Source organism: Natronoarchaeum rubrum, assembly GCF_024494695.1.
The window spans coordinates 272,921-296,507 of the sequence record NZ_JANHDP010000001.1 but is presented as its reverse complement, the minus strand read 5'-3'; the positions used below and the strand labels follow the sequence as shown (position 1 = coordinate 296,507).

Genomic DNA, 23,587 nt, shown 5'->3' with positions numbered 1-23,587 from the left:
CGGACTAATAGTAGCTGACCGGTCCAGAGGCAGTTAGATCAGATCTCCGACTGATTCGAGCTCGGTGGCGGCGCTCCTCAAGCGAGCGGTGCCGCGCCGGGTCGGCACGGCGCCGAAGCAGCACCTCGGGACGCGACCGGTCCGCCTATGGGCGTCGGGGCCAAGCAACAGAGTATGCGAACCGTCGACGCCGCGGGGCTGGGCATCGGTGACGACCATCCGCCGCGGATCATGGGCGTGCTGAACGTCAGCGAGGAGTCGCCGTACGACCCCAGCGTCTACGACGACCCCGGCGAGGCGGCGGCGTACGTCGACGAGGAACTGATCGGCGAGGGCGCCGACATCGTCGACGTCGGACTGGAGTCGGCGAACAAGCGCCTCGACGTGCTCAGTGCGGAAGAGGAACTCGACCGGCTGCACGTCGCTCTGGAGACGATCGAGAGCGTGAGCGGCGACGCCGTCTTCTCGATCGAGACGCGCTACGCCGAAGTGGCTGAGGCTGCGTTAGACGGCGGCTTCGACATGGTAAACGACGTCTGCGGGTTCGCCGACCCGGCGATGCCCGACGTCTGTCGGGAGTACGACGTCGCCGTGGCGAAGATGGCGAGCCCGCCGGATCTCTCGCGGCCGGGGGCGATCTCGGACGTCGACTGGAGCGAGCGCAAGTCGCCGGAGTGGGCTGATCGGGCCGACTACGTCGACCGACTCTACGAGTCGCTCAAACAGAACGGGCTGACCGACAAGACGATCGTCGACCCCGCCTTCGGCGGCTGGAGCGAGCGAAAGACGCTCGCGGAGGATCGCGAGACGTTCGAGCGGCTTCGCGAGTTCCGCGGACTCGGCCGGCCGATGCTGGTCTCGATCAACCGGAAGAACTTTCTGGGCGATATCGTCGGCCGCGACACCGACGAGCGCCTGCCGGTCAGCCTCGCCGCGACGGCGATGGCCGTCGAGCGGGGCGCACACGTGATTCGGACCCACGACGTCGCTGAGACCAGAGACGCCGCGAGGATCGGCGATCGGTTCGCGCCGGAACTGGCGTCGGCGTCGGCCGACGGCGTCTCGGTCGCGGAACTCGACGTGCGCACGCCCGACGAGGCGCGGCGTCACCTCGACCGGATCGGCGGCGATCAGCGGCGGGCAGACGCCGTCGGCGCCCGCGCGTTCGAGGTGTCGGGCCTCGACGCCGGGGGGCGAGACCGTCTCCTCGCGGCCGCCGAGGACGCCGGCGCGGTTGCGGTCCCGGGCGACCGAGCGACCCTGCTCGCCGGGTCGGTCGGAGCGCTTCGCCGCGTCGCATCGTCGGTCGACGATCGAACCGGGCGAGAAACGACGAAATCGGGCGAAGCCCCTGGAAAATCGCTCTCGGTGGCTCTCGGGGAACTGTTGCAGTAAGAGAAAGCTTATGCCAGAGGCACGAAAACGATTGGGTGGAAGCCGGAAGGGGCCTCGGGTAGGGGTACTTGCAGGCGCCATTCCGGCCCACATCAGCGGCTTGTGCAGACGGTACGGCGTCGAGCGACTCGCTCGCTCGACCGACACCGTCTTTATCGGAGGACACACGTGATCTGGAGCGACTGGTGTCCGATCTACGAGCGGATTCTCGAGGACTTCGGCTTCGACAGCGACGCCGACGAGCGGGCGCGAGACGTCCTCGCGGAACTCGTCGGCGAGTTCGACTGCGACGAGCTCCCCGATCTGGACGGCGCGACCGCGGCCGTCGCGGGCGCCGCCCCGACGCTCGAAGACGACGTCGAGATCGCTCGCGAGGCCGACGCCGTCGTCGCCGCGTCGACGGCCGCCGATCGCCTCGCCGAGCGGGGCGTCGGCGTCGACCTCGTCGTGACCGACCTCGACGGGCGGCCGGCCGCCGCGGTCGAGTTCTCGCGTGCGGGCACGCCCGTCGCGGTCCACGCTCACGGCGACAACGTGCCCGCCCTTCGGGAGTACGTCCCGCAGTTCGACGAGCGATATCTGTTGCCGACGACGCAGGCGGAGCCGACCGGACCGGTCCGGAACCCCGGCGGCTTCACCGACGGCGACCGGGCGGCGTATCTCGCGGACGAGCTGGGCGCCGCGCGGCTGACGTTTCCCGGCTGGAACTTCGACGATCCCGCCGTCGGCGAGCTGAAACGCCAAAAACTGCGGTGGGCCGAGCGACTGCTCTCCCGACTCGAACGCGAGCGCGACGAGCGCTTCGACGTGCTCGACGGGCGACGCGAAGGCATCGAGCGGATCTGACGCCGAAGCGGCGTCACGCCCGAAGCGGAGAACGAAAAGGAGCGCCAACGAACTGCGAGTCGCCGGTCAGGGATGCAGGACGACCTTCCCGCTGCTCTTGCGGTCCTCGATGTACTGGTGGGCCTCGGCGGCGTCCTCCAGCGGGAACGACTCGCCGACGATCACTTCCAGATCGCCGCCGGTGAGCTTCTGGGTGAGTTCGGGGACGGCTTCGAGCACGCGGCCGGGATCGTTCTGCATCGCGCGCCCGAGGTGGTAGCCGATCACGGTCTTGTTCTCGAACAACAAGCGGCCGGTGTCGGCAGACGCCGTCTCGCCGCTGGCGGCGCCGTAGGTGACGATCCGACCGAACGTCGCCAGCGCGTCGAGGCTGTCGTGGAACACGTCGCCGCCGACGCCGTCTAACACCAGGTCGACGCCCTCGCCGTCGGTGAGTTCGTCGATCTCCTCGACGAAATCGTCCTCGACGTAGTTGATCGGATGGTCGCAGCCCAGTTCGGCGGCCCGGTCGAGCTTCTCTTGGCTGCTCGCGGTGCCGAACACCTCGGCGCCCGCCGCCGAGGCGAGCTGGACCGCCGCGGTGCCGACGCCGCCGCTGGCGGCCTGGATCAGCACGCGCTCGCCCTCTTCGAGGCCGCCCCAGCCGAACAGGCAGCCGTGGGCGGTCAGGAACTGGACGGGGAAGCCGGCAGCTTCGTCGAAGCTCATCTCCTCGGGGATCGGGAACAGCGACTGGGGGTTCGCGAGGACGTACTCGCCGTAGGCGCCGGTGTCGACCATCGCGACGACGCGGTCGCCCTCGTCCAGATTGACGCGCTCGCCCGTGGCGTCGATCCGCCCCGCGGCTTCCATGCCGGGGACGTACCGCGGCTCCGGGCCGCCGAGGTACTTGCCGCGGCGCTGCATGATGTCCGCGAAGTTGATCCCCGCGGATTCGATCTCGATCCGGACCTGCTCGGGGCCGGGCTCGGGCAGGTCGCGCTCGACGGATTCCAGCGCGTCGGCGTCGCCGTACTCCGTCACTTCGATCACGTTCATGGGATCGTATTGCACCTCCTGAATGATAAAATAAGCCCAACGTGAGACAACACGTGGTCGGTTGTCGGTGTCTCGAACGGGTGAAGTCGGCGTCTCGGACGGTCGAACGGTGACGGATCGGCGTCGAGCGGAACGTTACGCGTCGGACGTGAGCGCGTCGATCGTCGCATCGATCGCCTCGCGGTCCGCACCGCGCGGGAACGCCAGGGCGACGGCGTCGAGCCCTTCGATCGCCTCGAATGCAGCCACTCGCTCGCGAGCCGTCTCCGGCGTCCCGGCGGCCGCCATCTCGTCGAGCACGTTCTCGGCGACGAGTTCGACGGCGCGGTCGCGCTCGCCGCTGGCCCACGCCGACGCGATGTCGGTCGCCAGTTCCTCGTGGCCCTGTCGAGCCAGCGAATCGCGGTAGTAGGTTCCCATCCCGCCGACGTAAAAGGCGAGATGCTGGGCCGCGAGCGTCCGGGCCTCCTCGCCGTCCTCCATCGCGCAGGCCGGCAGCGACAGCGTCACGCGGACGTCGTCGGGATCGCGGTCACCGAGTTCGGCGCCGCGGCGCAGGTCGTCGAGTCGCTCTTCGAGGCCGTCGGGCGTGAACGTCGTCGCGTGCCAGCCGTCGGCGAACCGGCCGGCGAGTTCGACCGACTTGGGTCCGAGTCCCGCGACGTCGATCGGCGGCGGGGTCTCGGGCGGCTCGAAGCGAAGCCGAAAGCCCGAGAGCGTGAACACGTCGCCGTCGTACTCGACGGGCTCGCCCTCGATCACCTTGCGGATGATGTCAACCGTCTCGCGCGTCCGGCGGAGCGGGCGCTCGAAGTCGGCGCCGTGCCAGCCCTCGATCACGGCCGGACCGCTCGGGCCGATGCCGAGGCGGAACCGGCCGTCGGTAACCTCCTGGAGCGTCGCGGCGGTCTGGCCCAGCAGCGCGGGCGAGCGCGAGTAGACGTTGGCGATGCTGGTGCCGAGTTCGATCGCGTCGGTGCGCTCGGCGACGACGCCGAGCGTCGAGGCGGCGTCCCGGCCCCACGTCTCGGGGAGCCAGGCGCGCTCGTACCCCCGATCCTCGGCACGATTCGTCATCTCGGCGATGGCGTCGACGCCGTCCTGCGCCGCGACGGGCAAGTGGATCTCGCGGTCGGCGGTCGAGTTCGATCCAGTCATGAGTCGGGAGATTTCATGAGATCGGGCGCGCCGGCCGCGCGGATCGTCTCGCCGACGACGTACGACGACGCCGGGCTCGCGAGGAACTGCGCCACGTCGGCGATCTCCTCGCTCAGGCCGATCGTGCGATCGACTTCCTCGCGGTCGATCTCCTCGGCGGTGACGCCCATCTGGGATGCGACGCCGGGCGTCGCGACGTAGCCCGGCGCGATGCAGTTGACCCGGACGCCGTCGTCGGCCCACTCGTGGCCCAGCGTCTTCGTGAGGTTGATCACGCCCGCCTTCGCGGCGGCGTAGTGGCTCATGAAGGGCGCGCCGTCCTGCCCCGCCTCGCTGGAGAGGTTGATCACGACGCCGCCGCCGTCTTTGAGTTCCTCTTCGGCGGCCTGCGTGCAGTGGTACGTTCCCGTGAGATTGATGTCGACGATCCGGTTCCAGCCGTTGGGGCTGATGTCCTCGAAGTTCGCCATGAAGGAGGCGCCGGCGTTGTTGACCAGTACGTCGAGCCCGCCAAACACTTCGACGGTGGTCTCGACGAGCGCCTCGACGGCGTCCCGATCGGTCACGTCGCACTCGACTGCGACGGCCTCGCCGCCGGTCTCGCGCTCGCTGATCCGCTCGGCGACCGGATCGACGTTGTCCTCGTCGCGCGAGCAGATCACGACGTCGACGCCGTCGGCGGCGAACCGCTCGGCGATCGCTTTCCCGATGCCGCTCGACGCCCCGGTCACGATCGCCGTCGACCCCTCGATCCCGAACCGATCGCCCGTCACCGTCGCTCGACCTCCCTGCGTGCCGTGGTACACATATGCACCCGTGAGTACACAGTGAACTATCTTAAAGTTGGCCCGGAGATCACCCGGCGTGATCCGCCGGTCGACAGCGATGCCATTCCTCGGCGTCACTCCTCCCCGTCGCCCATCTCGACCGGGGAGAGCTGCGTGACGAACGCGACCGGCGTTTCGCCGTCGTCGCGGCGGCCAGCCAGCGCGATCGCACCGTCGTCGCGCACTGTGGCGGCGGACACGACGCCGTCCGCCTCGGAGAGGGTCAGTTCCTCCGCGAGAGATCCCTCCTCGCCGAGCAGCCCGACCCACGGCTGGTTCTCGCGCGCGCCCGCCGCGACCCAGCCCGCATCACCCGCGTCGGCGAGCGTCCGGAGCGCGGCGTCGGCGACGGTCTGTTCCCACTGGACGTTCCCCTCGCCGTCGAGCCCGGCGATCCAGCCGTCCCCGAACAGCTGGTTCTCGCGGAGCGGGCGGACGTACTCGTAGCTGCCGGCGGTCCCGACCGCCAGGAACCCGTCGCCCGAGCGCCGAACGTCGGCGATCGCGAGGTCCGTCGAATCCGAGCCCTCGCCACCGGCGTACTCGTAGGTCGAGGCCCAGCGCCGGCCGCCCGCCGGGTCGACGCCCACGAGCCACCCGTCGGCGGGGTTCGAGTCGGAGGGCCCGTCGGTCGTCGCCGCCCCGGCCAACAGATAGCCGTCCGCGACCGCGCGGACCGTCGTGAACGCGTCGTAGCGCTCGTCGGCCGACCACGTCGCGCGGTCCGCGCCGTCGGGAGCGTACGTCCGCTCCCAGGTCAGTCGTCCCTCGGCGCCGATCTTCGCCAGCCAGCCGTCGCCGCGCCTGACGTCGTCGAACGACGCGCCCAGCGTGACGCCGGCGAGCAGGTAGCCGCCGTCCGACGTCGGGACGCCGTCGCGGAACACGTCCCGGTAGGATTCGACGCCGGAGCGTTCGTACGTCCGGAACCACTGGCTGGTGCCGGCGTCGTCGACGCCCGTGGCCCACGGGTACTTCCGGTCCGGGGCATCGGCGTCGTCCGGGGAGGGCTCGTGGCTCCAGCCGACGACCACCCACCCGTCGGTCGCGGGGAGCACGCACTCGACCGCGTCGAACGCGCGATCGCCGTCGCCGCCCTCGGTGTCCCCGGCCGCGTACGTCGCGTCGAACGTCGTTGTCTCGGGCCCCTCGACGCCGACGAGCCAGCCGTCGCTGTCGTTTTCGCCGGTCGAACGGACGCCGCCGAAGACGACTTCCTCGGGACCGTCGTCGGGGTCGGACGCGTTCGTGGTCCCGCCGGTCGTCGCGTTTCCATCGGTCCCGTTCGGCGTCGCGTTCGCGGCGGTCGCGTTCGTGGCGTTCTCATCGGTCGCGTTGCCGCCGCCCGGTCGAATCGAGGCGACGGAGCGCCGACCGACCGCCGCCGAAAAGGCGCTCGGGCCGTCGCCGTACGTCGCGTCCCAGGCTGCCGAGAGCGCCGACGGCTCGTCGGGGGGCTGATCACCCCCGGTCGACTCGTTGTTGGTGTCGTCGTCCTCCGTCGGCGACACACGGGCGCCGGTGATGATAAGTCCGGCGCCGATTGCCGTGATCCCGCCGACGCCGATCAATCCCAGCAGCTGGCGGCGGGTCGGCCCGTCGTCGCCCTCGTCGCTCATGCCGGGGGGCACGCACCGTTCGGCGTTAGTTATACGGGGGCAAACTTGACGCCGGGGCGCACTTTCGGATCGGCGTCACGACGCCGATTCGCGGTCGGCCGGCCTACGGCGCGTAAGGCGGCCTTACCGACGACACGTCGACGCGGGCGGCGACAGCTCGATCGCGTGTGACGGCGTCGCAATTCGGGGCCGTCGATCGTACTGCGTTTCTCCGAAACCGCCGCCAGAAGCGATCAGTTCGGCGTCCGCATCGGCCGGGCGCACCCACCCACTGCGTCGCGACCGGACGAACGTCGATACGGTCGCCTTACTGCCCTCTGAGCGCTGACAGGAATCCCCGACCAGCGCGTAAGGGTAGCTTTAGGAGCCCCCCGTTCATACGAGGTGAACCGATGGAGGAGCGTACCCGCGCGTACCTTCGGGGTCGGTTCCGGGACTACTACCGACGGGCCTCGATCGCGCCGCCGCCGGACGCAAGCCAGCGCGAGTGGGGCTTTATCCCCTGGACCGAGGGTCCCGGGACCACGATGGTCCGCCACCGGTCGCTGTTAGAGCTGGGTGCGCTCGACGAGTTTCTGGCGCGCAAGCGACCGCGCCACGTCTACTTCTCGGCGGGGCGCTACGACGACCCGAGCGCGGGCAACATGAACCGGAAAGGGTGGCGCAGTTCGGATCTGGTGTTCGACCTCGACGCCGACCACCTGCCCGGCGTCTCGCCGACCGAGGACAGCTACGAGAAGATGCTCGCGGTCTGCAAGGACGCCCTGTTTCGCCTGCTCGACATCCTCGAAGACGACTTCGGCTTCGAGGACTTGACGGTCGTGTTCTCGGGCGGCCGGGGCTACCACGTTCACGTCCGCGACGACGGCGTCCGAGCGCTGGACCGCGAGCAGCGCCGCGAGATCGTCGACTACGTGCGCGGCATCGACGTGGAGTTCGACCACCTGATCGAGCACAAGGCGGTGGGCGGGACGGCGGGCCGATCGAGCCCGGCGCACAAGCGCTCGCTGGTCACCGACGGCGGCTGGAGCCGCCGAGTCCACGACCGGCTCGACGCCTTCGTCGACGAGCTGCTCGAACTCCCCGAGGAAGACGCCCTGGAGAAGCTCAGGGAGTTCGACGGCATCGGCGAGGGGAAGGCCCGCGGCGCGCTCACCGCCGCGCAGAACAACCGAGCGCAGATCGCGGCGGGCAACGTCGACGTCCACCCCGCGTTCTACCAGCTCGCGCGCATCCTCTCGGAGGACGTGCTCGAAACCGGGAGCGCGCCGATCGACGAGCCGGTGACGACCGACACGAACCGGCTGATCCGGCTGCCTGGCAGCCTCCACGGCGGAACGGGGCTGCGCGTGCTGCGGATCGACCGGGACGATCTGGCCGAGTTCGAGCCGCTGACCGACGCCGTCACCGAGCAGTTCGTCGGGCAAGATATTCGGATCGACGTGACCGGAACCGAAGACATGCCGGGCGGGTCACAGGACAGCGCGACGATCAGTCTGGGCGGCGACAGCTTTACAATCGAGCCGGGTGCACAGACAGTACCTGAACACGTGGGCGTCTACCTGATGGCCCGCGGCCACGCCGAGAAGGAGAAAGAATGAATCTCGACGACCTCCGTTCCGTCCAGAGCAAGGAGCGACAGAAAGACAGCCTCCAGCACCTGCGGGACAGCTTCTACGAGGACGTCGGGGAGTACGTCGCCGAACTCAAAGACGAACGCGACCGGGCCGCCGAGCGCGCCGAGGACCCCTTTTCCTCCGAGGAAGTCGGCCGGCTCACCGACAAGATCGAGACCGCCGAGGAGGTCGTCGAGGCGATCTACGAGCGCCGGATGGGGAAACTCGTCAAACGTGCCAGCCTCGCCGCGGCGGGCATGCCCTCCGACGAGGAGGGGTTGACCGCCGAGGAACAGGACCTGTTCGAGGACCTGGTCGACCGCATCGAGACCAACAAGGCCCACGTCCTCGACGTGCTGTCGGGCGACGTCGAGGCGTCGGCTGGCGGCGCCGATGCGGGGACCGACGATCCGACGGCGAGCGACGCGGACGCCGGGGCGCCGCCGAGCGCCGGCCGAACGGCTCCGCCCTCGTCGGACGCCGAGTCCCAGTCGCCGGACGCCGAGGCTCAGCCGCCGGACGCCGCACCGCCGCCGGTCGACGGCGGGCGGAGCGACGCCGACGACGCCGATTCGTCGGCGGATCGACCGACGGGCGAGGCGTCCTCGGTCAGCGCGGCCGACCTGATGGGCGGCGGCGACGAACCGGCCGAGGGGAGATCGCCGGATTCGGATCCGGCTGCCGACAGCGGAGACGCGACGGCCGACGACGTCGAGGGCGGCGCGGCGCCGTCCGGAAGCGCGGCGCCGAGCAACGACGGCGGGATCGAGGGTGACGCCGCGCCGGCGTCCGAAGACGGTCCCGGCCGACCGGACACGCTCGACGAGGACCGAACCACCGTCCGCATCACCAAGGACGTGGGCGAGATCTTCGGCGTCGACGAGCGGGAGTACGAGCTGACCGCCGAGGACGTCGTGACGCTGCCCGAGACGAACGCCGAGCCGCTGATCGAGCGCGACGCCGCCGAGCGGCTGGACTGACGAAGCCACCGTGCTGAGCGGGTTCTTCCGAGCACGACCGCGACCGACAGCGGCGGCATCTACCAGCCACGTGTGGAGACGAGATCGGCGAGTGCGCCCCGATATCCCGGTTTTTGGGCGAAGTTCCGTTGAATTTGGGAGAGAATCTGAAATATCCTCTTTACTGCGGAACGTGCAGCGATCGTATGCCATTTGCTTTTGCCCGGGCGCTCGCCCGAGATCTGGCTCCCGAGGTCAGACAGCAGATCGATCCGCGGACGAGTATCACCGGACAGTTGCTCGCGGTGGGGCTCGCGCTCGCCGCGCTGGCGCTGGTACTGCTCACCGGCGCCGTCTGGTGGGTGACGACGAGACTCGCTGCGACGCCGGCCCAGGCAGACGCCGTGTTCGGCGGCGCGATCTTGCTGCTGGGCGTGTTCGTCACCGCCGAGGCGTTCGCCCTCGTCGCGGTCCGTCAGTCGGTCGTCGGCGGACTCCGGACGCTAGATCGGCGGACGCAGGCGGTCGTCGATCGGAGTCGCTTCGACGACGAGTTCGAGATCGGCCGGGACGACGAGATCGGCCGGCTCTCGTGGAGCGTCGCCGAACTTCGCGACGAACTGGGCGCGCAGGTCGACGCGGTCGAGTCGCTCAACCGGGAGCTGGCGTCGGTCGCGACGGCCCAATCGCGGACGCTCGCCGCCTGCGAGCGCGGCGATCTCACGCGGCGCATGGACGAGGACACCGACGTCCCGCAGTTCGACGCGATGGCGCTGAACTTCAACGCGATGATGGACAGAACCGAACGGCTCGTCGGGGAGGTGCGGACGTTCAGCCGCACCGTCTCCGAGGCCGCGACCGCGACCGCGGACAGCGTCCAGAGCGCTCGGGCCGCCGCGGGCGACGTCGCCGACTCGACCGAGTCGATCAGCGAGGGCGTGATCGAGCAGCACCAGCGCGTCGATCGGACGGCGACGGCGACCGGAGATCTCTCGGCCAGCGTCGAGGAGATCGCCGCCGAGGCCGACGCCGTCGCCGAGCGGTCCGAGCGCGCCGCCCGGACGACGCGCGAGGGCGGCGCCGCCGCCGAGGCGGCGCTCGCAGAACTCGACGTGATCCGAGACCAGACCGATCGATCGGTCGCCGACGTGGCCGCGCTCCACGAAATGATGGGCGACATCGGTGAGACGGCCGACAGGATCGCCGAAATGGCAAAGCGGTCGAACAAGATCGCGATCAACGCGCAGATCGAGTCCGCTCGGTCCTCCGGCGGCGACGCCGCGCACATCATCAGCAGTCGGATCAAGAAACTCGCGGACGACACCGGCGACGCGGCCGACGAGATCGACGCGCTGGTCGAGTCCTTGGAAGCACAGACCGAGGAGACGCTAGCGGGCATGCGGGAGACGGAGGACGCGGTCGATCGGGGCGCCGAGACGATCGAGACGGCGTTCGACGCGCTGGAAGACGTCGAGGCGGTCGTCGAGGACACCAGGGCCGGCGTCGAGGAGATCGACGACGCGACCGATCGACAGGCCGAGCGCGCCCAGGAGGTCGCCCGGGCAGTCGAGCAGGTGCGCCGGATCGGCGAGGCGACCGCCGAGGAGGCGGGCGAGGTCGCGGAGCGCACCCAAGAGCAGCGGGCGGCAATCGACGCGGTGAGCCGGCGCATCGAGCGGCTGTCGTCCGCGGCCGACGACCTCGACGAGCGCCTCGACGCGTTCACGGTCGGGCGGGCGACCGAGACGACGCGGCGACGAGGTGCCGCCTGATGACCGATGACGGAATCGAACTCCGTGATGATTCGGACGCCGATCGATCCCCCAACGACCGACCGCGCGAGCCGGACCCGGAGCTGACGCCCGAACAAGTGGTCGAGGCCCAGACCAGCGCGATTCGGAACGCCGACCGGGAAGGCGATCCGACTGGTTCGTCAGACCCGCAGAGAGCGCAAGACCGGATCCTGCGGACGCTGTTCGCGTTCGCCGCACCGGCGTTTCGACGCCGCCACGGCGATTTCGAGGGCGTGGCGGCCGCGATGACGAATCCGATCTATCGCCCGCTGGTCGCCGCCGAGACCGTCGAGCGCGGCCCGATCGACGTCGACGGCGACCGGGCGGTTCAGAAGGTGCTCGCCCGGCCGGAGGACGGCCGGGACCGCACCTACGAGTTCGTCCTCGAACGCCAGTCCACGGGCGAGCACGAGGGGTGCTGGCTGATCGCCGCGATCGACATGGTGTACGTCGGCGAGAGTCCGGCGTTTCAGCGCCGTCCGACCGTTGAGTTCGACGGCCGGGCGATCACGTGCGAGGAGGGAGCCACGCTTCGCGACGTACTGCTCCGGGCGGAGGGGCGATCGCCGTACAACGACGTCTCGCAGGTGGCGAACTGCGGCGGGAACGGCCTCTGTGGGACCTGTGCCGTCGAGGTCTGTGGCGACGTTGACGATCCCTCGGAACGCGAGCGTCGGCGTCTCGAACTGCCGCCCCACTCCGGCGACGACGATCTCCGGCTGTCCTGCCGGACGACCGTACAGGGCGACGTCTCGGTCGTCAAGCACGACGGCGTGTTCGGCCAGCACGTCGCCGACGGCAGTGCCCCGTCCGACGAGGAGGACGACCGATGAGCGACGCCGGCCGATCCGACCTCCACGACGGCGTCGGCACGAACCGATTTCTCGTCCTCGGGGCGCTGCTGGGCGCGATCGGCTGGGCGGCGACGCAGTACGTCGCCTGGAACCCCGGCGTCGTCCTCGGCGCGGTCGGCGTCGAGGGGACGACCGCGATCGTGCTGGGTTGGCTCGGCGCGACGCTGCTGATGGCGACTGTGGGCCTGACCGTCGCGTCGCGGGCGGTGCGGTACAGTCCTCCGCTGTGGATCTGGACCGCGTTGGTCGGCGTCGCGACCGCCGTCAACCTCTCGGTGGTGATCGGCGTCGCGCCGCGGTCGGTCGCGCGCTACGCGCTGTGGCACCCCTGGATCGTGGCGTTCGCCCTTGGCTTCGCGCTGACTGCGATCCTCGCCCGCGGCCGGAATCGACTCGCGTACGCCGCCGGCAGCGCCGGCAGCCTGCTGGTGCTGGCCGCCGCGGTGACGTTTCCGATGGCGACCGGAAGCGTCGTCTTCCTGCTGACCGGCGCCGTACACGCCGGTCCGCTACTCGTAGACGCCTACACCGCCCCGCCGGCAACGGCTGCAACTGACGACGTCGCTCCGACCGACGACGCCGCTCCGACGACCGCTCGAAACCCATGACTGACCAGATCGACGCCGACGCGACCGACCGACGAACAGCACTTCGACTTGCCGCAACGGCGCTCGCAGGTAGTCTTGCGGGCTGTCTCTCGAACCCGTGGGAGCCGGGCGCCGAGCCCGCGGACGACGCCGACGCGTCGGCTGCCGACGACGGCGACGCCACCGACGACTCCGAGGAGCCGTCCGCGTCGGCGTCAACCGGCGAAAACGAGACCGCCGGCGAGGCGGGCGACACTGGCGAGCAGTCCGGTGAGACGACCGGACAGTCGGGGGCAAACGGCGACGACTCGCCCGAGCCGGATCTCGTGGTCGAAGTCGCACCCGACGGGTTCCAGTTCGACCCCTCGACGTTCGAGATCGAACGCGGCGACACCGTTCGCTGGGTCTGGCGGGCGGGCGGACACAACCTCCGCGTCCGGTCGAAGCCCGACGAATCTACGTGGAGAGGAACGCCGGGATCGGCGTCGGACACCTACGCCGAGGGGTACGAGCACGTCCACACGTTCGAGGCGGCGGGCGACTACGAGTACTTCTGTGCCCCACACCAGACGCTCGGACTCGAAGGCAACTTCTCCGTCAGGTGACGGAAGAACGCCCCACGGCGTCGCTGGGGGGTCGCCGCGGCGTCCCGATCCCGGCAAGCAAAACCCGTTTTGCCGTCGGCGCTCACCAAGTGGGTATGCTCGATATCGGCGACGAGGCGCCCGAGTTCGAACTGCCGGACCAGCGCGGCGAGACGAGAACGCTCGCTGAGTTCGAGGGACAGCGGGTCGTCGTCTACTTCTACCCGCGGGCGGATACGCCGGGCTGTACGACAGAGGCGTGTAGCTTCCGCGACGCCTACGAGGAGTTCGCCGAGCGCGACATCGCGGTCGTGGGCATCAGCGACGACCCGGTCGAGGACCTCGCGAAGTTCGCCGAGAAGCACGACCTGCCGATCGCGCTGCTGTCGGACGAGTCGGGCGAAGTCGCGAGCGCGTACGACTCCTACGGCGAGAAGAACATGTTCGGCAACACGTTCGACGGCGTGTTCCGCAACACGTACGTCGTCGACGGTGCGGGCCGAATCGCGGCGACGTACGAGGGCGTCGACCCCGAGGATCACGCCGAGGAGATCCTAACCGATCTCACGTACGACGACAACGCGGAGAACGGAAACCGGTAGGCGGGCTGTTGCCGATCAGAGCCCGAGGTAGCCGGAGTTGGGAAGGATGTCGAGCAGGTACAGCACGCCGATCGCGAGCGTGTACAGGAAGATCGACATCGCGGGCGGGTCGACGTGGGTCCCCGAGTGCGCGTAGGCGATCCGCTGGGTGACCTCGCCGAGCAGCGCACCGACGACGCCGCCGAAGATCGCCGCGAGCATCACGACGAGCTCGCTGCCCGTCCCGCCGGCAGCGACGACGGCGAACGTCGAGCCGCCGAGCGTGATGTGGTGGGTGACCGGGAAGTTCTCGACGCCGAGATTCAGGAACAGCAGGCTGGCCGCCGAGATGCCGTAGGCCATGAAGATGCTGCCGGTCATGATCCAGGTCCAGCCGCCCAGCGCGCCGCCGACGAGACCGATCGTCGTGACGCCGGACCACGTGTACTGCTGGGGCAGCCACGGCTCGACGGTGAGCCGACCGCTACCGTCGCCGCGTTCCTCCTCGCGCTCGAACGGCGTCATGTCGAAGTAGCCGTCGCCGCGCGGACTCCCGATCACCGGGTAGCCGAAGATCGGCCGCGCGAGCAGCGCGGTCGCGAACACGGCGAACGCGATCGTGTCGAACGGCAGGCTGAGGCCGTTGAACGTGCGGACGATCAGCATCCCCAGCACGCCGAAGACGGCACCCACCGCGAGGATGTCGGGCTTCGTACCGAACGCGTAGAGGATGTTCTTCCCGAAGTGGTAGTCCCAGTCCGGGGGCTCCATCTCGCCGTACCGCATGCCCGCGTACGACGTCGCCGCGACGCCGCCGGCGAAGGCGACGTGCGGGCCGGTGACGGGACCGAACCCGATCGTGTTGGTGACGCCGGACGCCAGTTCCATGCCGCCGAGTTCGGTGAACTCGCTTCCCGGTCCGGCGAGCGCGGCCAGGCCCTCGCCCAGCAGGACGACGAACCCGGTGAACACGAACGACGGCAGCGCGCCGATCGCCGCGCCGAACGCGCCGCCGGCCGCGGCCGCGAGCACGAGCACGATGAAGTGCTCCCACTCGAGGCCGATGACAGGGACCTGCATGACGGCCATTTCCAGCGTCATGCTCAGTCACCCCCGTCGCGGGCCCAGTCGAGCGATCGATCGACGGCCTCCGACCAGCGGTCGTACTTGTCCTCGTAGTCGGCGCTCTGGTCGGGCTCGAACTCGCGGTCGATCTGCCAGTTGTCTCGGAGTTCGTCGGCCGTCTCCCAGTAGCCGACCGCGAGTCCCGCCGCGTACGCCGAGCCGAGCGCGGTGGTCTCGTCGACCTCCGGGCGCGCGATGTCCGTGTCGATGATGTCGGACTGGAGCTGACAGAGGAAGTTGTTCTTGACCGCGCCGCCGTCGACCCGCAGCGTCTGCATGTCGATGCCGCTGTCGGCCTCCATGGCCTCGGCGACGTCGCGGGTCTGGTAGGCGATCGACTCCAGGGTCGCCCGGACGACGTGTTCCTTGCGCGTCCCACGGGTCATTCCGAGAATCGTCCCTCGGGCGCGCTGGTCCCAGTGGGGCGCGCCCAGCCCGGTGAAGGCGGGGACGAAGTAGACGCCGTCGGTCGAATCGACGCTGCGCGCGAGTTCCGCGGTTTCGGCGGCGTCGTCGATGAGCTCCATGTCTTCGAGCCACTCGATCGCGGCGCCGGTGATGAAGATCGCTCCCTCCAGCGCGTACTGGACTGGCTCGCCCGAGCGCTGGAAGCCGACGGTCGTCAGCAGCCCGTGGTCGCTCTCGACGGCCTCGTTGCCGGTGTTCATCAGGAAGAACGACCCGGTGCCGTAGGTGTTCTTCGCGTCGCCCGCGTCGAAGCAGGTCTGGCCGAACAGCGCGGCCTGCTGGTCGCCCAGTGCGCCCGCAACGGGGACCTCGGCGTCGAGGAACCCGTCGGAATCGGTGTGCCCGTAGTAGTCCTCGTCGCTGGAGGGTCGTACCTCCGGCAGCATCTCGCGGGGCACGTCGAACTCTTCGAGGAGTTCGTCGTCCCACTCCATGTCGTGGATGTCGAACAGCATCGTCCGCGAGGCGTTCGTGACGTCGGTGATGTGGTTGCCGGTGAGGTTGTAGATCACCCACGTGTCGATCGTGCCAAAGAGGATCTCTCCCTCCTCGGCGCGCTCTCGCACATCCGCGGGCCGCGCGCGTTCGGTCTTGATCGGGTCGGCGTTGTCGAGCAGCCACTCGGCCTTCGTCGCCGAGAAGTAGGCGTCGGGCTCCAGGCCGGTCTTGGCCTGCACGTCGTCGGCCTTGCCCTCCTCCTGCAGCTGTTCGATCCGGTCGGTCGTCCGCCGGTCCTGCCAGACGATGGCGTTGTGGATCGGCCGCCCGGAGTCGGCGTCCCACAGCAACGTCGTCTCGCGCTGGTTGGTGACGCCGATCGCTTCGAGCTGATCGGCGCCGATGCCGGCTTCGGCCAGCGCCTGCGTGATGACGTCCTTGGTGTTCTCCCAGATCTCCCGGGGGTCGTGCTCGACCCAGCCGGGTTCCGGGTAGATCTGTTCGTGCTTCTCGTAGGCGTTCGCCACGACCTGCCCGCCGTGGTCGAACACCATGAATCGCGTGCCGGTCGTGCCCTGATCGACAGCGCCGACGTAGGTATTCTCTGTCATGGTTTGATCGAACTGGCCGGACCGATCGTCCGACCCACGCCGCTGTTTTACTGACAGTGGCGCGTTGTCAGTAAACATAAGCCACATTCATTATAAATGTTTCCTAAATCGGCTTCCTTTCGAGACCAGTGAGGAAATACAATGCGAAATCGCGTTTTGATCGAATTGTTAGCGGACTCGATCGAGTTCTTTACCAGATAGCTCGGAATAGCGGTAAAGTAAAGTGGACGGGGCGCTACGATTCACGAGACGAATGCCAACGAGTACCGAGGTCGTGGTCGTCGGGGGCGGTTCGACCGGCACCGGCATCGCGAGGGATCTGGCGATGCGGGGGGTCGACGTCGTCCTCGTCGAGAAGGGGAACCTCACCCACGGGACGACGGGGCGCATGCACGGGCTGCTCCACAGCGGCGGGCGATACGCCGTGTCGGACCAGGCCAGCGCCGAGGAGTGTATCGAGGAGAACCGGGTGCTCAGGGATATCGCGAGCCACTGCGTCGAGATGACGGGCGGGCTGTTCGTCCAGCGACCGGAGGACGACGACGAGTACTTCCGCGAGAAGCTGGAGGGCTGTCGGGAGTGTGGCATCCCCGCCGAGGTTCTCTCGGCGGAGGAGGCCCGCGAGGTCGAGCCGTACCTCGCGAAGGACGTGAAACGCGCGATCCACGTCCCCGACGGCGCGATCGATCCGTTCCGGCTCTGCGTCGCGAACGCCGTCAGCGCCGAGAACCACGGCGGGCGCGTCGAGACCCACGCCGAGGTGACCGACGTGCTCGTCGAGGATGGCGAAGTCGCAGGCGTCGAGGTGCGCCACGACAGCGGGCCGGGCAAGCGCGAGCACGCGACGCCCGGCTCGACCGAGGAGATCCACGCCGACTACGTCGTCAACGCGACGGGCGCGTGGGCCGGCCAGCTGGGGGAGATGGCCGGCGTCGACGTCGAGGTCCGCCCCTCGAAGGGCGTGATGGTCGTGATGAACGCACGCCAGGTCGACACGGTGGTCAACCGCTGCCGGCCGAAGGGCGACGCCGACATCGTCGTCCCCCACGAGACGACCGCGATCCTCGGGACGACCGACGAGGAGGTCGAGGATCCCGAGGACTACCCCGAGGAGCAGTGGGAGGTCGACATGATGATCGACACGCTCACCGAACTGGTGCCGATCCTCTCGGAGGCCCGCACCGTGCGATCGTTCTGGGGCGTCCGACCGCTGTACGAGCCGCCGGGCACCGGCACCGAGGACCCGACCGACATCACGCGCGATTTCTTCCTGCTCGACCACGACGAGCGCGACGACCTGCCGGGGATGTCCTCTATCGTCGGCGGCAAGTTCACCACCTACCGGATGATGGCCGAGCAGATCTCCGATCACGTCTGCGAGAAGCTCGGCGTCCGCGCGCGCTGTCGGACGGCCGAGGAACCGCTGCCGGGCAGCGAGGACGAGATGGCGCTCGACGAGGCGATGGACCGGTTCGGCCTACGATCGCCGGTTGCCCGGCGCAGCACCCAGCGGCTCGGCAGCCGCGCCGAGGACGTGCTGGATACGAACGAGGCAAACCCGGTCATCTGTGACTGCGAGAGCGTGACCCGCGCGGAGATTCAGGACGCGATCGGCCAGTCCGGCACGGACCTCAACGCCGTCCGGATCCGGACGCGCGCGTCGATGGGCAACTGCCAGGGCGGCTTTTGCTGTCTCGGGATGGCCCAGGAGCTCTCGCCCCAGTACGACGAAAAAGCGGTTCGAGACGCCTACGACGAGCTGTTCCAGGAACGCTGGAAGGGCGAGCGCCACGCGCTGTGGGGCGAGCAGCTCTCGCAGGCGATGCTCAACTACGCCCTGCACGCGACGACGATCAACGCCGACGGCGACCCGGCCCGCACCGGCGAGTCGGTCGACTTCTCGGCGTTCGACGACGGGCGCCCGGGCGCGACCGAGTCGACCGACGAAGGGACGTTCGACAGCGGGGTGCGCGCGACCGACGGTGGACGGAGCGCGGACGACGCCGAGGACCCGCTGCAGGATGGAGGCGACCATGGCAATTGAGGACGACGTGCTGGTGATCGGCGGCGGCGTCGCCGCCGTGGCGTCCGCGCTCGCCGCCCGCGAGACGGGCGCGCGCGTCCGTCTGATCGCGCACAAGCAGAGCACGCTCCGGCAGGCCAGCGGGCTGATCGACGTGCTCGGCTACCATCCCGAGGGCGCCGACGACGAGAGCCGGACGGCGCCGATCAGCGACCCGTTTGCGACGCTCGACGACGTTCCCGAGGGCCACCCTTACGAGCGCGTCGGCGAGGAGGCAGTCCGCGGCGGACTCGACCTGTTCGACGACGCCGTCGGCGACGCGTACGCCGGCGGTCACACCGACCGCAACGCGCTCGTGCCGACCCACGGCGGGACGGTCAAGCCGACCGCGCGGTACCCTTCCGGCGCGGCCGCTGGGCTCGCCAGCGACGAGCGCGACGCCTTCCTCGTCGGGTTCGACGCGGTGACCGGCTTCGACGCCGACGTGGCGGCCGACCACCTCCGCGCGGCGGGCGTCCCCTTCGACGTCCGCGGCGCGACGCTCCGGTTCCCGGGCGACCTGCGCGACGACGCCAAGCTGACGCGGTACGCCCACATCCTCGATGAGAACGACGGGATCGAGGTCGACGGGCGCACGCTGCCGGCGCGCGAGGCGCTCGCCGAGCGCGTCAAGTCCCACCTGGGTGGCCACGAGCGCGTCGGCTTCCCGGCGATTCTGGGCGACGCCGAGCCGGCCGGGGTGCGGGCCGACCTCGCGGACTCGCTGGGCGCCGACGTGTTCGAGGTGCCGATGGGACCGCCGAGCCTCCCCGGGATGCGCCTCTCGGACATGCTGTTCGAGGCGCTGGAAGATGCCGGCGTCCACGTCGAGACCGGCAACCCCGTCGTCGACGTCGAGGCCGACGGCGACCGCGTCGATCGCGTGATCGCCGAGCACACCGCCACGCGCGTCCCCTACCGCGCCGAGCAGTACGTGCTCGCGACCGGCGGGCTCGTGGGGAAGGGCATCCGGTCCGACCGCGAGCGCGTCTACGAGCCGATCTTCGACCTGCCGATCCCCCAGCCCGAGGACCGCTACGACTGGTTCGAGGACGGCGCGTTCGACGACCACCCGTTCGCCCGCTTCGGCGTCCCGATCGACCGCGAGACGCGGCCGCTGGACGCCGACGACGAACCGGCCTACGAGAACCTGCGAGCCGCCGGCGCCGTCGTCGGCGGCTACGACTTCGCGGCCGAGAAGTCCGGCTCGGGCGTCTCGCTGGCAACCGGCTACGCCGCCGGCACCGGAGCGGGTGAGCGCGCGTGAGACCGACCGACTACAGACTGCGATCGAATCCACTCCGAAGTGATCCCCAATGAGTGATGCCGAAACTCCCGACGACTACGACGTGACGGACGATGAGCCGACGACCGGCGACGACGAGTTCGAGCCGGTACAGGTGTTCCCCGAATCCGAGGACATGGACCTCCGGCCCGGCTCGGACGACTGCTACAAGTGCTCGACCTGCGACACGAACTGTCCGGTCGCGGAGGTCGACGACGACTTCCCCGGCCCGAAGTTCCAGGGGCCCGAGCAGTGGCGCCTCAAGCGCAAGGACGACCACGATATCGACGAGTCGATCCAGAAGTGCTCGAACTGCATGCGCTGTGACAGCGCCTGCCCCTCCGAGGTGCCCCTGAGCCAGATGCACAACACCGCGAGAGGCTCGTTCGTGGAGAATCAGATGGACAAGCTCTCGCCGGAGTACATCCGTAACCGGATTCTCTCGAACTACCGCACGTCGGCCTGGCTGGCGTCGAAAGTTCCGCGCCTCTCGAACTTCATGATGAACTTCGGCCCAGCCAGGTGGGTGATGGAGAAGACGCTCGGCGTCACGGCCGAGCGGGACTTCCCCGAGTTCGCCGAGGAGACGTTCCGCGAGTGGTGGGTCGACCGCGGCGGCGCGCAGGTGCAGAACCCCGACAAGCGCGTGGCGTACTTCCACGGCTGCTACTCGAACTACAACACGCCCGAGGTCGGCAAGGCGATGGTGGAGGTGTTCGAGGAGTTCGGCTACGAGGTCATGGTGCCCGATCAGGGCTGCTCGGGGACGCCGATGTTCGCCAACGGAATGTTAGACGACGCGCGGCGTCACGCCGAGACGAACGTCGAGAACCTCGTCGCGGCGATCGGCGAGGGCGCCGACGTGATCGCTTCCTGTACCTCCTGTTCGCTGTCGCTGCGCCAGGAGTACCCCGAGCTGTTCGACATCCACGGGATCGAGGACGTTTCCGAACACACCTACGAAGCGCTGGAGTACCTCCGGATCCACGAGGATCTGGAGGGTGAACTGGAGGGTTCCGAGGTCGACTTCCCCGATCTGGCGTACCACGCGCCGTGTCACGCCCGCAACCAGGGCCTCGACGGACAGGCCATCGAGGTCGTCGACCGGATCGACGGCGTCGAGGCCGAAGACGTCGGCGACTCCTGTTCGGGCATCTCCGGAACCTACGGCTGGAAGGCCGAAAAGTACGATCTCTCGATGGAGATCGGCGAGGAGATGTTCGAGCACATGGAGTCCGCGGAAGGCGACGTCGGCATGACCGAGTGTCCGACCTGCGCGATGCAGATGGGTCACGGCACCGGGTACGAGATTCGCCACCCGCTAGAGGTGCTCGAGGCCGCGCTCGTCTCGGAAGACACAACACCGGCCTAATTACTACTTCCCTCCAGATGGATCTGAGCGAGCGCATCGCGCGGCGGCTGGAGACGACCTCGGGCGGGGGGTTCATCGTCGACGAGAGCGCGCTGAACCCGGCGGTCCACCTCCCCGAGCCGGTCGGCCGCGGGTCGGTCCTCGAGCAGGTTCTCGACGCGCTCGGGCCCGTGTTCGACGGCGAGTGCCCCCAGGACATCGCGGTCTGGGGCCCGAGCGGCGGCGGGAAATCCGCGGTGCTGACGGCGCTTTTCTCCCAGCTCAACGAGAGTCTCGGCCGCAGCGAGGACGCGATCTGGACGTCGACCCGCGGCACGGCGGCCGTCGCCCGGGCACAGTTCGCGTACGTCGACGCGCGCCGGACGGACAGCGACTTCCAGTACTACCACGCGATCCTCGAGTCGATCTCGCCAGATCCCGTCCCCCGGCGCGGCGTCGGCACCGACGAACTCCGCGAGCGACTGAACGAGACCGTCACCGAACGGACCGGCGCCGTGGTCGTCGCAGTCGATCACCTCTCGGAGACCGACGACGACGTCGCTCACGTCCGGTCGCTGCTGGAGCCGGTGGCCGCCGGAACGTCGCTGGTGATCGTCGCCGAGGAGCCCCTGACCGAGTGGAGCGGCCGCTCCGTGGAGGTGCCCGCCTATCGCCCCCACGCGCTGGTCGACCTGCTCACCGAGCGCGCGTCCTACGGGCTGGCCAGCGGCGCGGTGACCCACGATCAGGCGCGCCGGATCGCCGACTGGGCCGACGGCGACGCCCACGACGCGCTGGCGGCGCTGTTCGGCGCGGCGATCGCGGCCCAGCGCGACGACGCCGGGCGCGTCCGGGAGCGTGACGTGGAGGCGGGGATCGATGCCGTCCCGGACGACTGCGTCCAGATCGGGCGCGTGCTCTCGCTGCCGGAGAACCGGCGATCTGTCCTCGCCGAACTGCTGGCGACCGACGGCCACCGACAGCCGATCAGCGACGCCGCGGCGGCGATCGGCGAACGGACCGACCTCTCGCCGAGCACGGTTCAGCGGTACCTCTACGAACTCGCCGAGGACGGACTACTGACGCGAGAAGCGATCGAGGACCGGGACAGCAACGGCCGGCAACCCACGCGAGTTCGACCGCGCTTCCCGACGCTGGTGTTCGAGCGACTCGAACGCCGATCGCGGCTCTGAGCGGGTCGCGCTCGAAAACGGCGGCCGGAACTCACTCCTCGGACGCGGCGTCGACCGCCGAGGTGCGTCCGCCGCGGGAGTCGACGCCGCCGTCGCTCTGTGACCCGTTCTCGTCCGCGTACTCCAGATCGTCGGTGTAATGATCCAGCGCCAGCACCGCGCCGGCGCCCGCGACGGCCGTCAGCGCGGCGGCGCCGGCGGCCAGCGCGACCGCCGCGAGCGACGCCGAGAACACGCCGCCGGCGTCGGCGATCCCCGTCGCGACCGGGCCGGGACTGGCGTCGGCGACGTGGGTCACCACGTCGCGGAACGGAACGAGCACGCCGCCGACCATCAGCGCGACGAGGAAGGCCAGCGTCCGGTCGCGGTGGTGGTCGAGCGCCCACTTCACCGCGTGGGCGATCGAGAGGACGCCGATGGCGGCGCCCGAGAGGAAGGTGACGACGACGACGCCGGAGTCGAGCAGCGCGTCGACGCCGCCGCCCCCCGCCAGCGCGACGAGGTCGTCGAGGAACGTCGTGAGCGCGTCGAGCATGTAGTAGTACTGTCCCAGCACGAGCAGGAAGAACGCCCCCGAGACGCCCGGGAGGATCGTCGCGCTCACCGCGATCATCCCCGAGAGGAAGATCAGCGGGAGCGCGTGGGGCGCCGAGCCGTCGCCGAGGAACGCCATGCTCCCCGCGAGCGCGACGCCGACGGCCGCGACGAGTTTGGTCTGGGAGTCGTCGAGCGACACCTGCCGGCCGAGCACGACCGCGGAGGCGCCGATCAACCCGAAGAAAAACGCCGCCGTCAGTCCCGGATACGACTCGGCGAGCGTCCCGACGACCTGGGAGACCGCGACGATCGCGGTCGCGATGCCGCCGCCCAGTGCGAGCAGAAAGCCGATGTCCATTCGACGGAGTCCGTCGGCGAGTTCGGCCCGCGCGTCGGCGTCGTGCGGCCGCAGCGCGTGGCCGAGGAGCCGCGGGTCCACGTTCGTGATCGCAGTGACGAGGCGCTCGTAGATACCAGTGATGAGCGCGATCGTTCCCCCCGATACGCCGGGAACCATGTCGGCGGTCCCCATGAACGCACCCTTGAGGTAGATCGAGATCCAGGATCGCATTCGTCTCCACGTTGAGCGAGGCGCCTGAAAACCGTTCCTGTCGGGGCCATCGATCCGATCGACGAGAGAACAGCAAAAACGCGTCGTCG

General features: G+C 69.4%; 20 protein-coding genes. 13 read left to right on the top strand and 7 right to left on the bottom strand.

Annotated elements, in window-relative coordinates:
- The first annotated feature begins 174 nt into the window (after positions 1-174).
- Positions 175-1,395 (top strand): dihydropteroate synthase, encoded by a 1,221-nt coding sequence (folP, locus tag NO931_RS01590; protein ID WP_256390872.1) that lies wholly within the window; start codon positions 175-177, stop codon positions 1,393-1,395.
- 168 nt (positions 1,396-1,563) lie between these two features.
- Positions 1,564-2,241 (top strand): 6-hydroxymethylpterin diphosphokinase MptE-like protein, encoded by a 678-nt coding sequence (locus NO931_RS01585; RefSeq protein ID WP_256390871.1) that lies wholly within the window; start codon positions 1,564-1,566, stop codon positions 2,239-2,241.
- Between the two features lie 66 nt (positions 2,242-2,307).
- Here the strand turns inward: NO931_RS01585 and NO931_RS01580 are convergent, their stop codons facing one another.
- The 4 genes from NO931_RS01580 to NO931_RS01565 all read right to left on the bottom strand — a co-directional run bounded on the left by NO931_RS01580 (position 2,308) and on the right by NO931_RS01565 (position 6,883).
- Positions 2,308-3,279, bottom strand: coding sequence for a quinone oxidoreductase family protein (locus NO931_RS01580; RefSeq protein ID WP_256390870.1), 972 nt, complete (start codon positions 3,277-3,279; stop codon positions 2,308-2,310).
- A 135-nt stretch (positions 3,280-3,414) separates the two neighbouring features.
- A complete protein-coding gene (locus NO931_RS01575) occupies positions 3,415-4,437 on the bottom strand; it encodes a TIGR04024 family LLM class F420-dependent oxidoreductase (protein ID WP_256390869.1) in 1,023 nt (340 codons plus the stop codon).
- Positions 4,434-5,210, bottom strand: a complete 777-nt coding sequence (locus NO931_RS01570) for an SDR family NAD(P)-dependent oxidoreductase (protein ID WP_256390868.1) — start codon at positions 5,208-5,210, stop codon at positions 4,434-4,436. Before NO931_RS01570 ends, NO931_RS01575 begins: the two co-directional genes overlap by 4 nt.
- A gap of 128 nt (positions 5,211-5,338) precedes the next feature.
- Entirely contained in the window at positions 5,339-6,883 is a 1,545-nt protein-coding gene (locus NO931_RS01565) for a hypothetical protein (protein ID WP_256390867.1), read from the bottom strand.
- A gap of 392 nt (positions 6,884-7,275) precedes the next feature.
- Here NO931_RS01565 and priS point away from each other — a divergent pair, with 392 nt between their 5' ends.
- The 7 genes from priS to bcp all read left to right on the top strand — a co-directional run bounded on the left by priS (position 7,276) and on the right by bcp (position 13,878).
- Positions 7,276-8,484 carry a DNA primase small subunit PriS gene (gene priS, locus NO931_RS01560; RefSeq protein WP_256390866.1) on the top strand — a complete coding sequence of 403 codons (1,209 nt, stop codon included), beginning with the start codon at positions 7,276-7,278 and terminating at the stop codon, positions 8,482-8,484.
- Entirely contained in the window at positions 8,481-9,479 is a 999-nt protein-coding gene (locus NO931_RS01555; RefSeq protein WP_256390865.1) for a DNA replication complex subunit Gins51, read from the top strand. Before priS ends, NO931_RS01555 begins: the two co-directional genes overlap by 4 nt.
- Positions 9,480-9,664: 185 nt before the next feature.
- Positions 9,665-11,230 (top strand): methyl-accepting chemotaxis protein, encoded by a 1,566-nt coding sequence (locus tag NO931_RS01550; protein ID WP_256390864.1) that lies wholly within the window; start codon positions 9,665-9,667, stop codon positions 11,228-11,230.
- Positions 11,230-12,084, top strand: a complete 855-nt coding sequence (locus NO931_RS01545; RefSeq protein WP_256390863.1) for a 2Fe-2S iron-sulfur cluster-binding protein — start codon at positions 11,230-11,232, stop codon at positions 12,082-12,084. Before NO931_RS01550 ends, NO931_RS01545 begins: the two co-directional genes overlap by 1 nt.
- Positions 12,081-12,713 (top strand): hypothetical protein, encoded by a 633-nt coding sequence (locus tag NO931_RS01540; RefSeq protein WP_256390862.1) that lies wholly within the window; start codon positions 12,081-12,083, stop codon positions 12,711-12,713. Before NO931_RS01545 ends, NO931_RS01540 begins: the two co-directional genes overlap by 4 nt.
- Positions 12,710-13,297: a plastocyanin/azurin family copper-binding protein gene (locus tag NO931_RS01535; protein WP_256390861.1), complete on the top strand. Its 588-nt coding sequence runs from the start codon at positions 12,710-12,712 to the stop codon at positions 13,295-13,297. Before NO931_RS01540 ends, NO931_RS01535 begins: the two co-directional genes overlap by 4 nt.
- Positions 13,298-13,392: 95 nt before the next feature.
- A complete protein-coding gene (bcp, locus tag NO931_RS01530; RefSeq protein WP_256390860.1) occupies positions 13,393-13,878 on the top strand; it encodes a thioredoxin-dependent thiol peroxidase in 486 nt (161 codons plus the stop codon).
- A 15-nt stretch (positions 13,879-13,893) separates the two neighbouring features.
- Here the strand turns inward: bcp and NO931_RS01525 are convergent, their stop codons facing one another.
- Positions 13,894-14,958: a DUF7973 family transport facilitator gene (locus NO931_RS01525; RefSeq protein WP_375142015.1), complete on the bottom strand. Its 1,065-nt coding sequence runs from the start codon at positions 14,956-14,958 to the stop codon at positions 13,894-13,896.
- 2 nt (positions 14,959-14,960) lie between these two features.
- Positions 14,961-16,499, bottom strand: a complete 1,539-nt coding sequence (gene glpK / locus NO931_RS01520; RefSeq protein WP_256390859.1) for a glycerol kinase GlpK — start codon at positions 16,497-16,499, stop codon at positions 14,961-14,963.
- A gap of 253 nt (positions 16,500-16,752) precedes the next feature.
- Between glpK and glpA the strand changes: the two genes are divergently transcribed.
- Genes glpA through NO931_RS01500 form a run of 4 tightly spaced genes read left to right on the top strand, consistent with a single transcriptional unit; the run spans position 16,753 to position 22,390 of the window.
- A complete protein-coding gene (glpA, locus tag NO931_RS01515) occupies positions 16,753-18,543 on the top strand; it encodes an anaerobic glycerol-3-phosphate dehydrogenase subunit GlpA (protein ID WP_256390858.1) in 1,791 nt (596 codons plus the stop codon).
- Positions 18,533-19,828 carry a glycerol-3-phosphate dehydrogenase subunit GlpB gene (gene glpB / locus NO931_RS01510; RefSeq protein ID WP_256390857.1) on the top strand — a complete coding sequence of 432 codons (1,296 nt, stop codon included), beginning with the start codon at positions 18,533-18,535 and terminating at the stop codon, positions 19,826-19,828. The genes glpA and glpB overlap by 11 nt, the downstream gene beginning before the upstream one ends.
- A gap of 49 nt (positions 19,829-19,877) precedes the next feature.
- Complete coding sequence (locus NO931_RS01505; protein WP_256390856.1) at positions 19,878-21,218, top strand: anaerobic glycerol-3-phosphate dehydrogenase subunit C; 1,341 nt, start codon at positions 19,878-19,880, stop codon at positions 21,216-21,218.
- Between the two features lie 17 nt (positions 21,219-21,235).
- Positions 21,236-22,390: a Cdc6/Cdc18 family protein gene (locus NO931_RS01500; protein WP_256390855.1), complete on the top strand. Its 1,155-nt coding sequence runs from the start codon at positions 21,236-21,238 to the stop codon at positions 22,388-22,390.
- Positions 22,391-22,421: 31 nt separating this feature from the next.
- Here NO931_RS01500 and NO931_RS01495 read toward each other — a convergent pair whose 3' ends face one another.
- A complete protein-coding gene (locus NO931_RS01495) occupies positions 22,422-23,498 on the bottom strand; it encodes a DUF368 domain-containing protein (RefSeq protein WP_256390854.1) in 1,077 nt (358 codons plus the stop codon).
- Between the last annotated feature and the right edge of the window lie 89 nt (positions 23,499-23,587).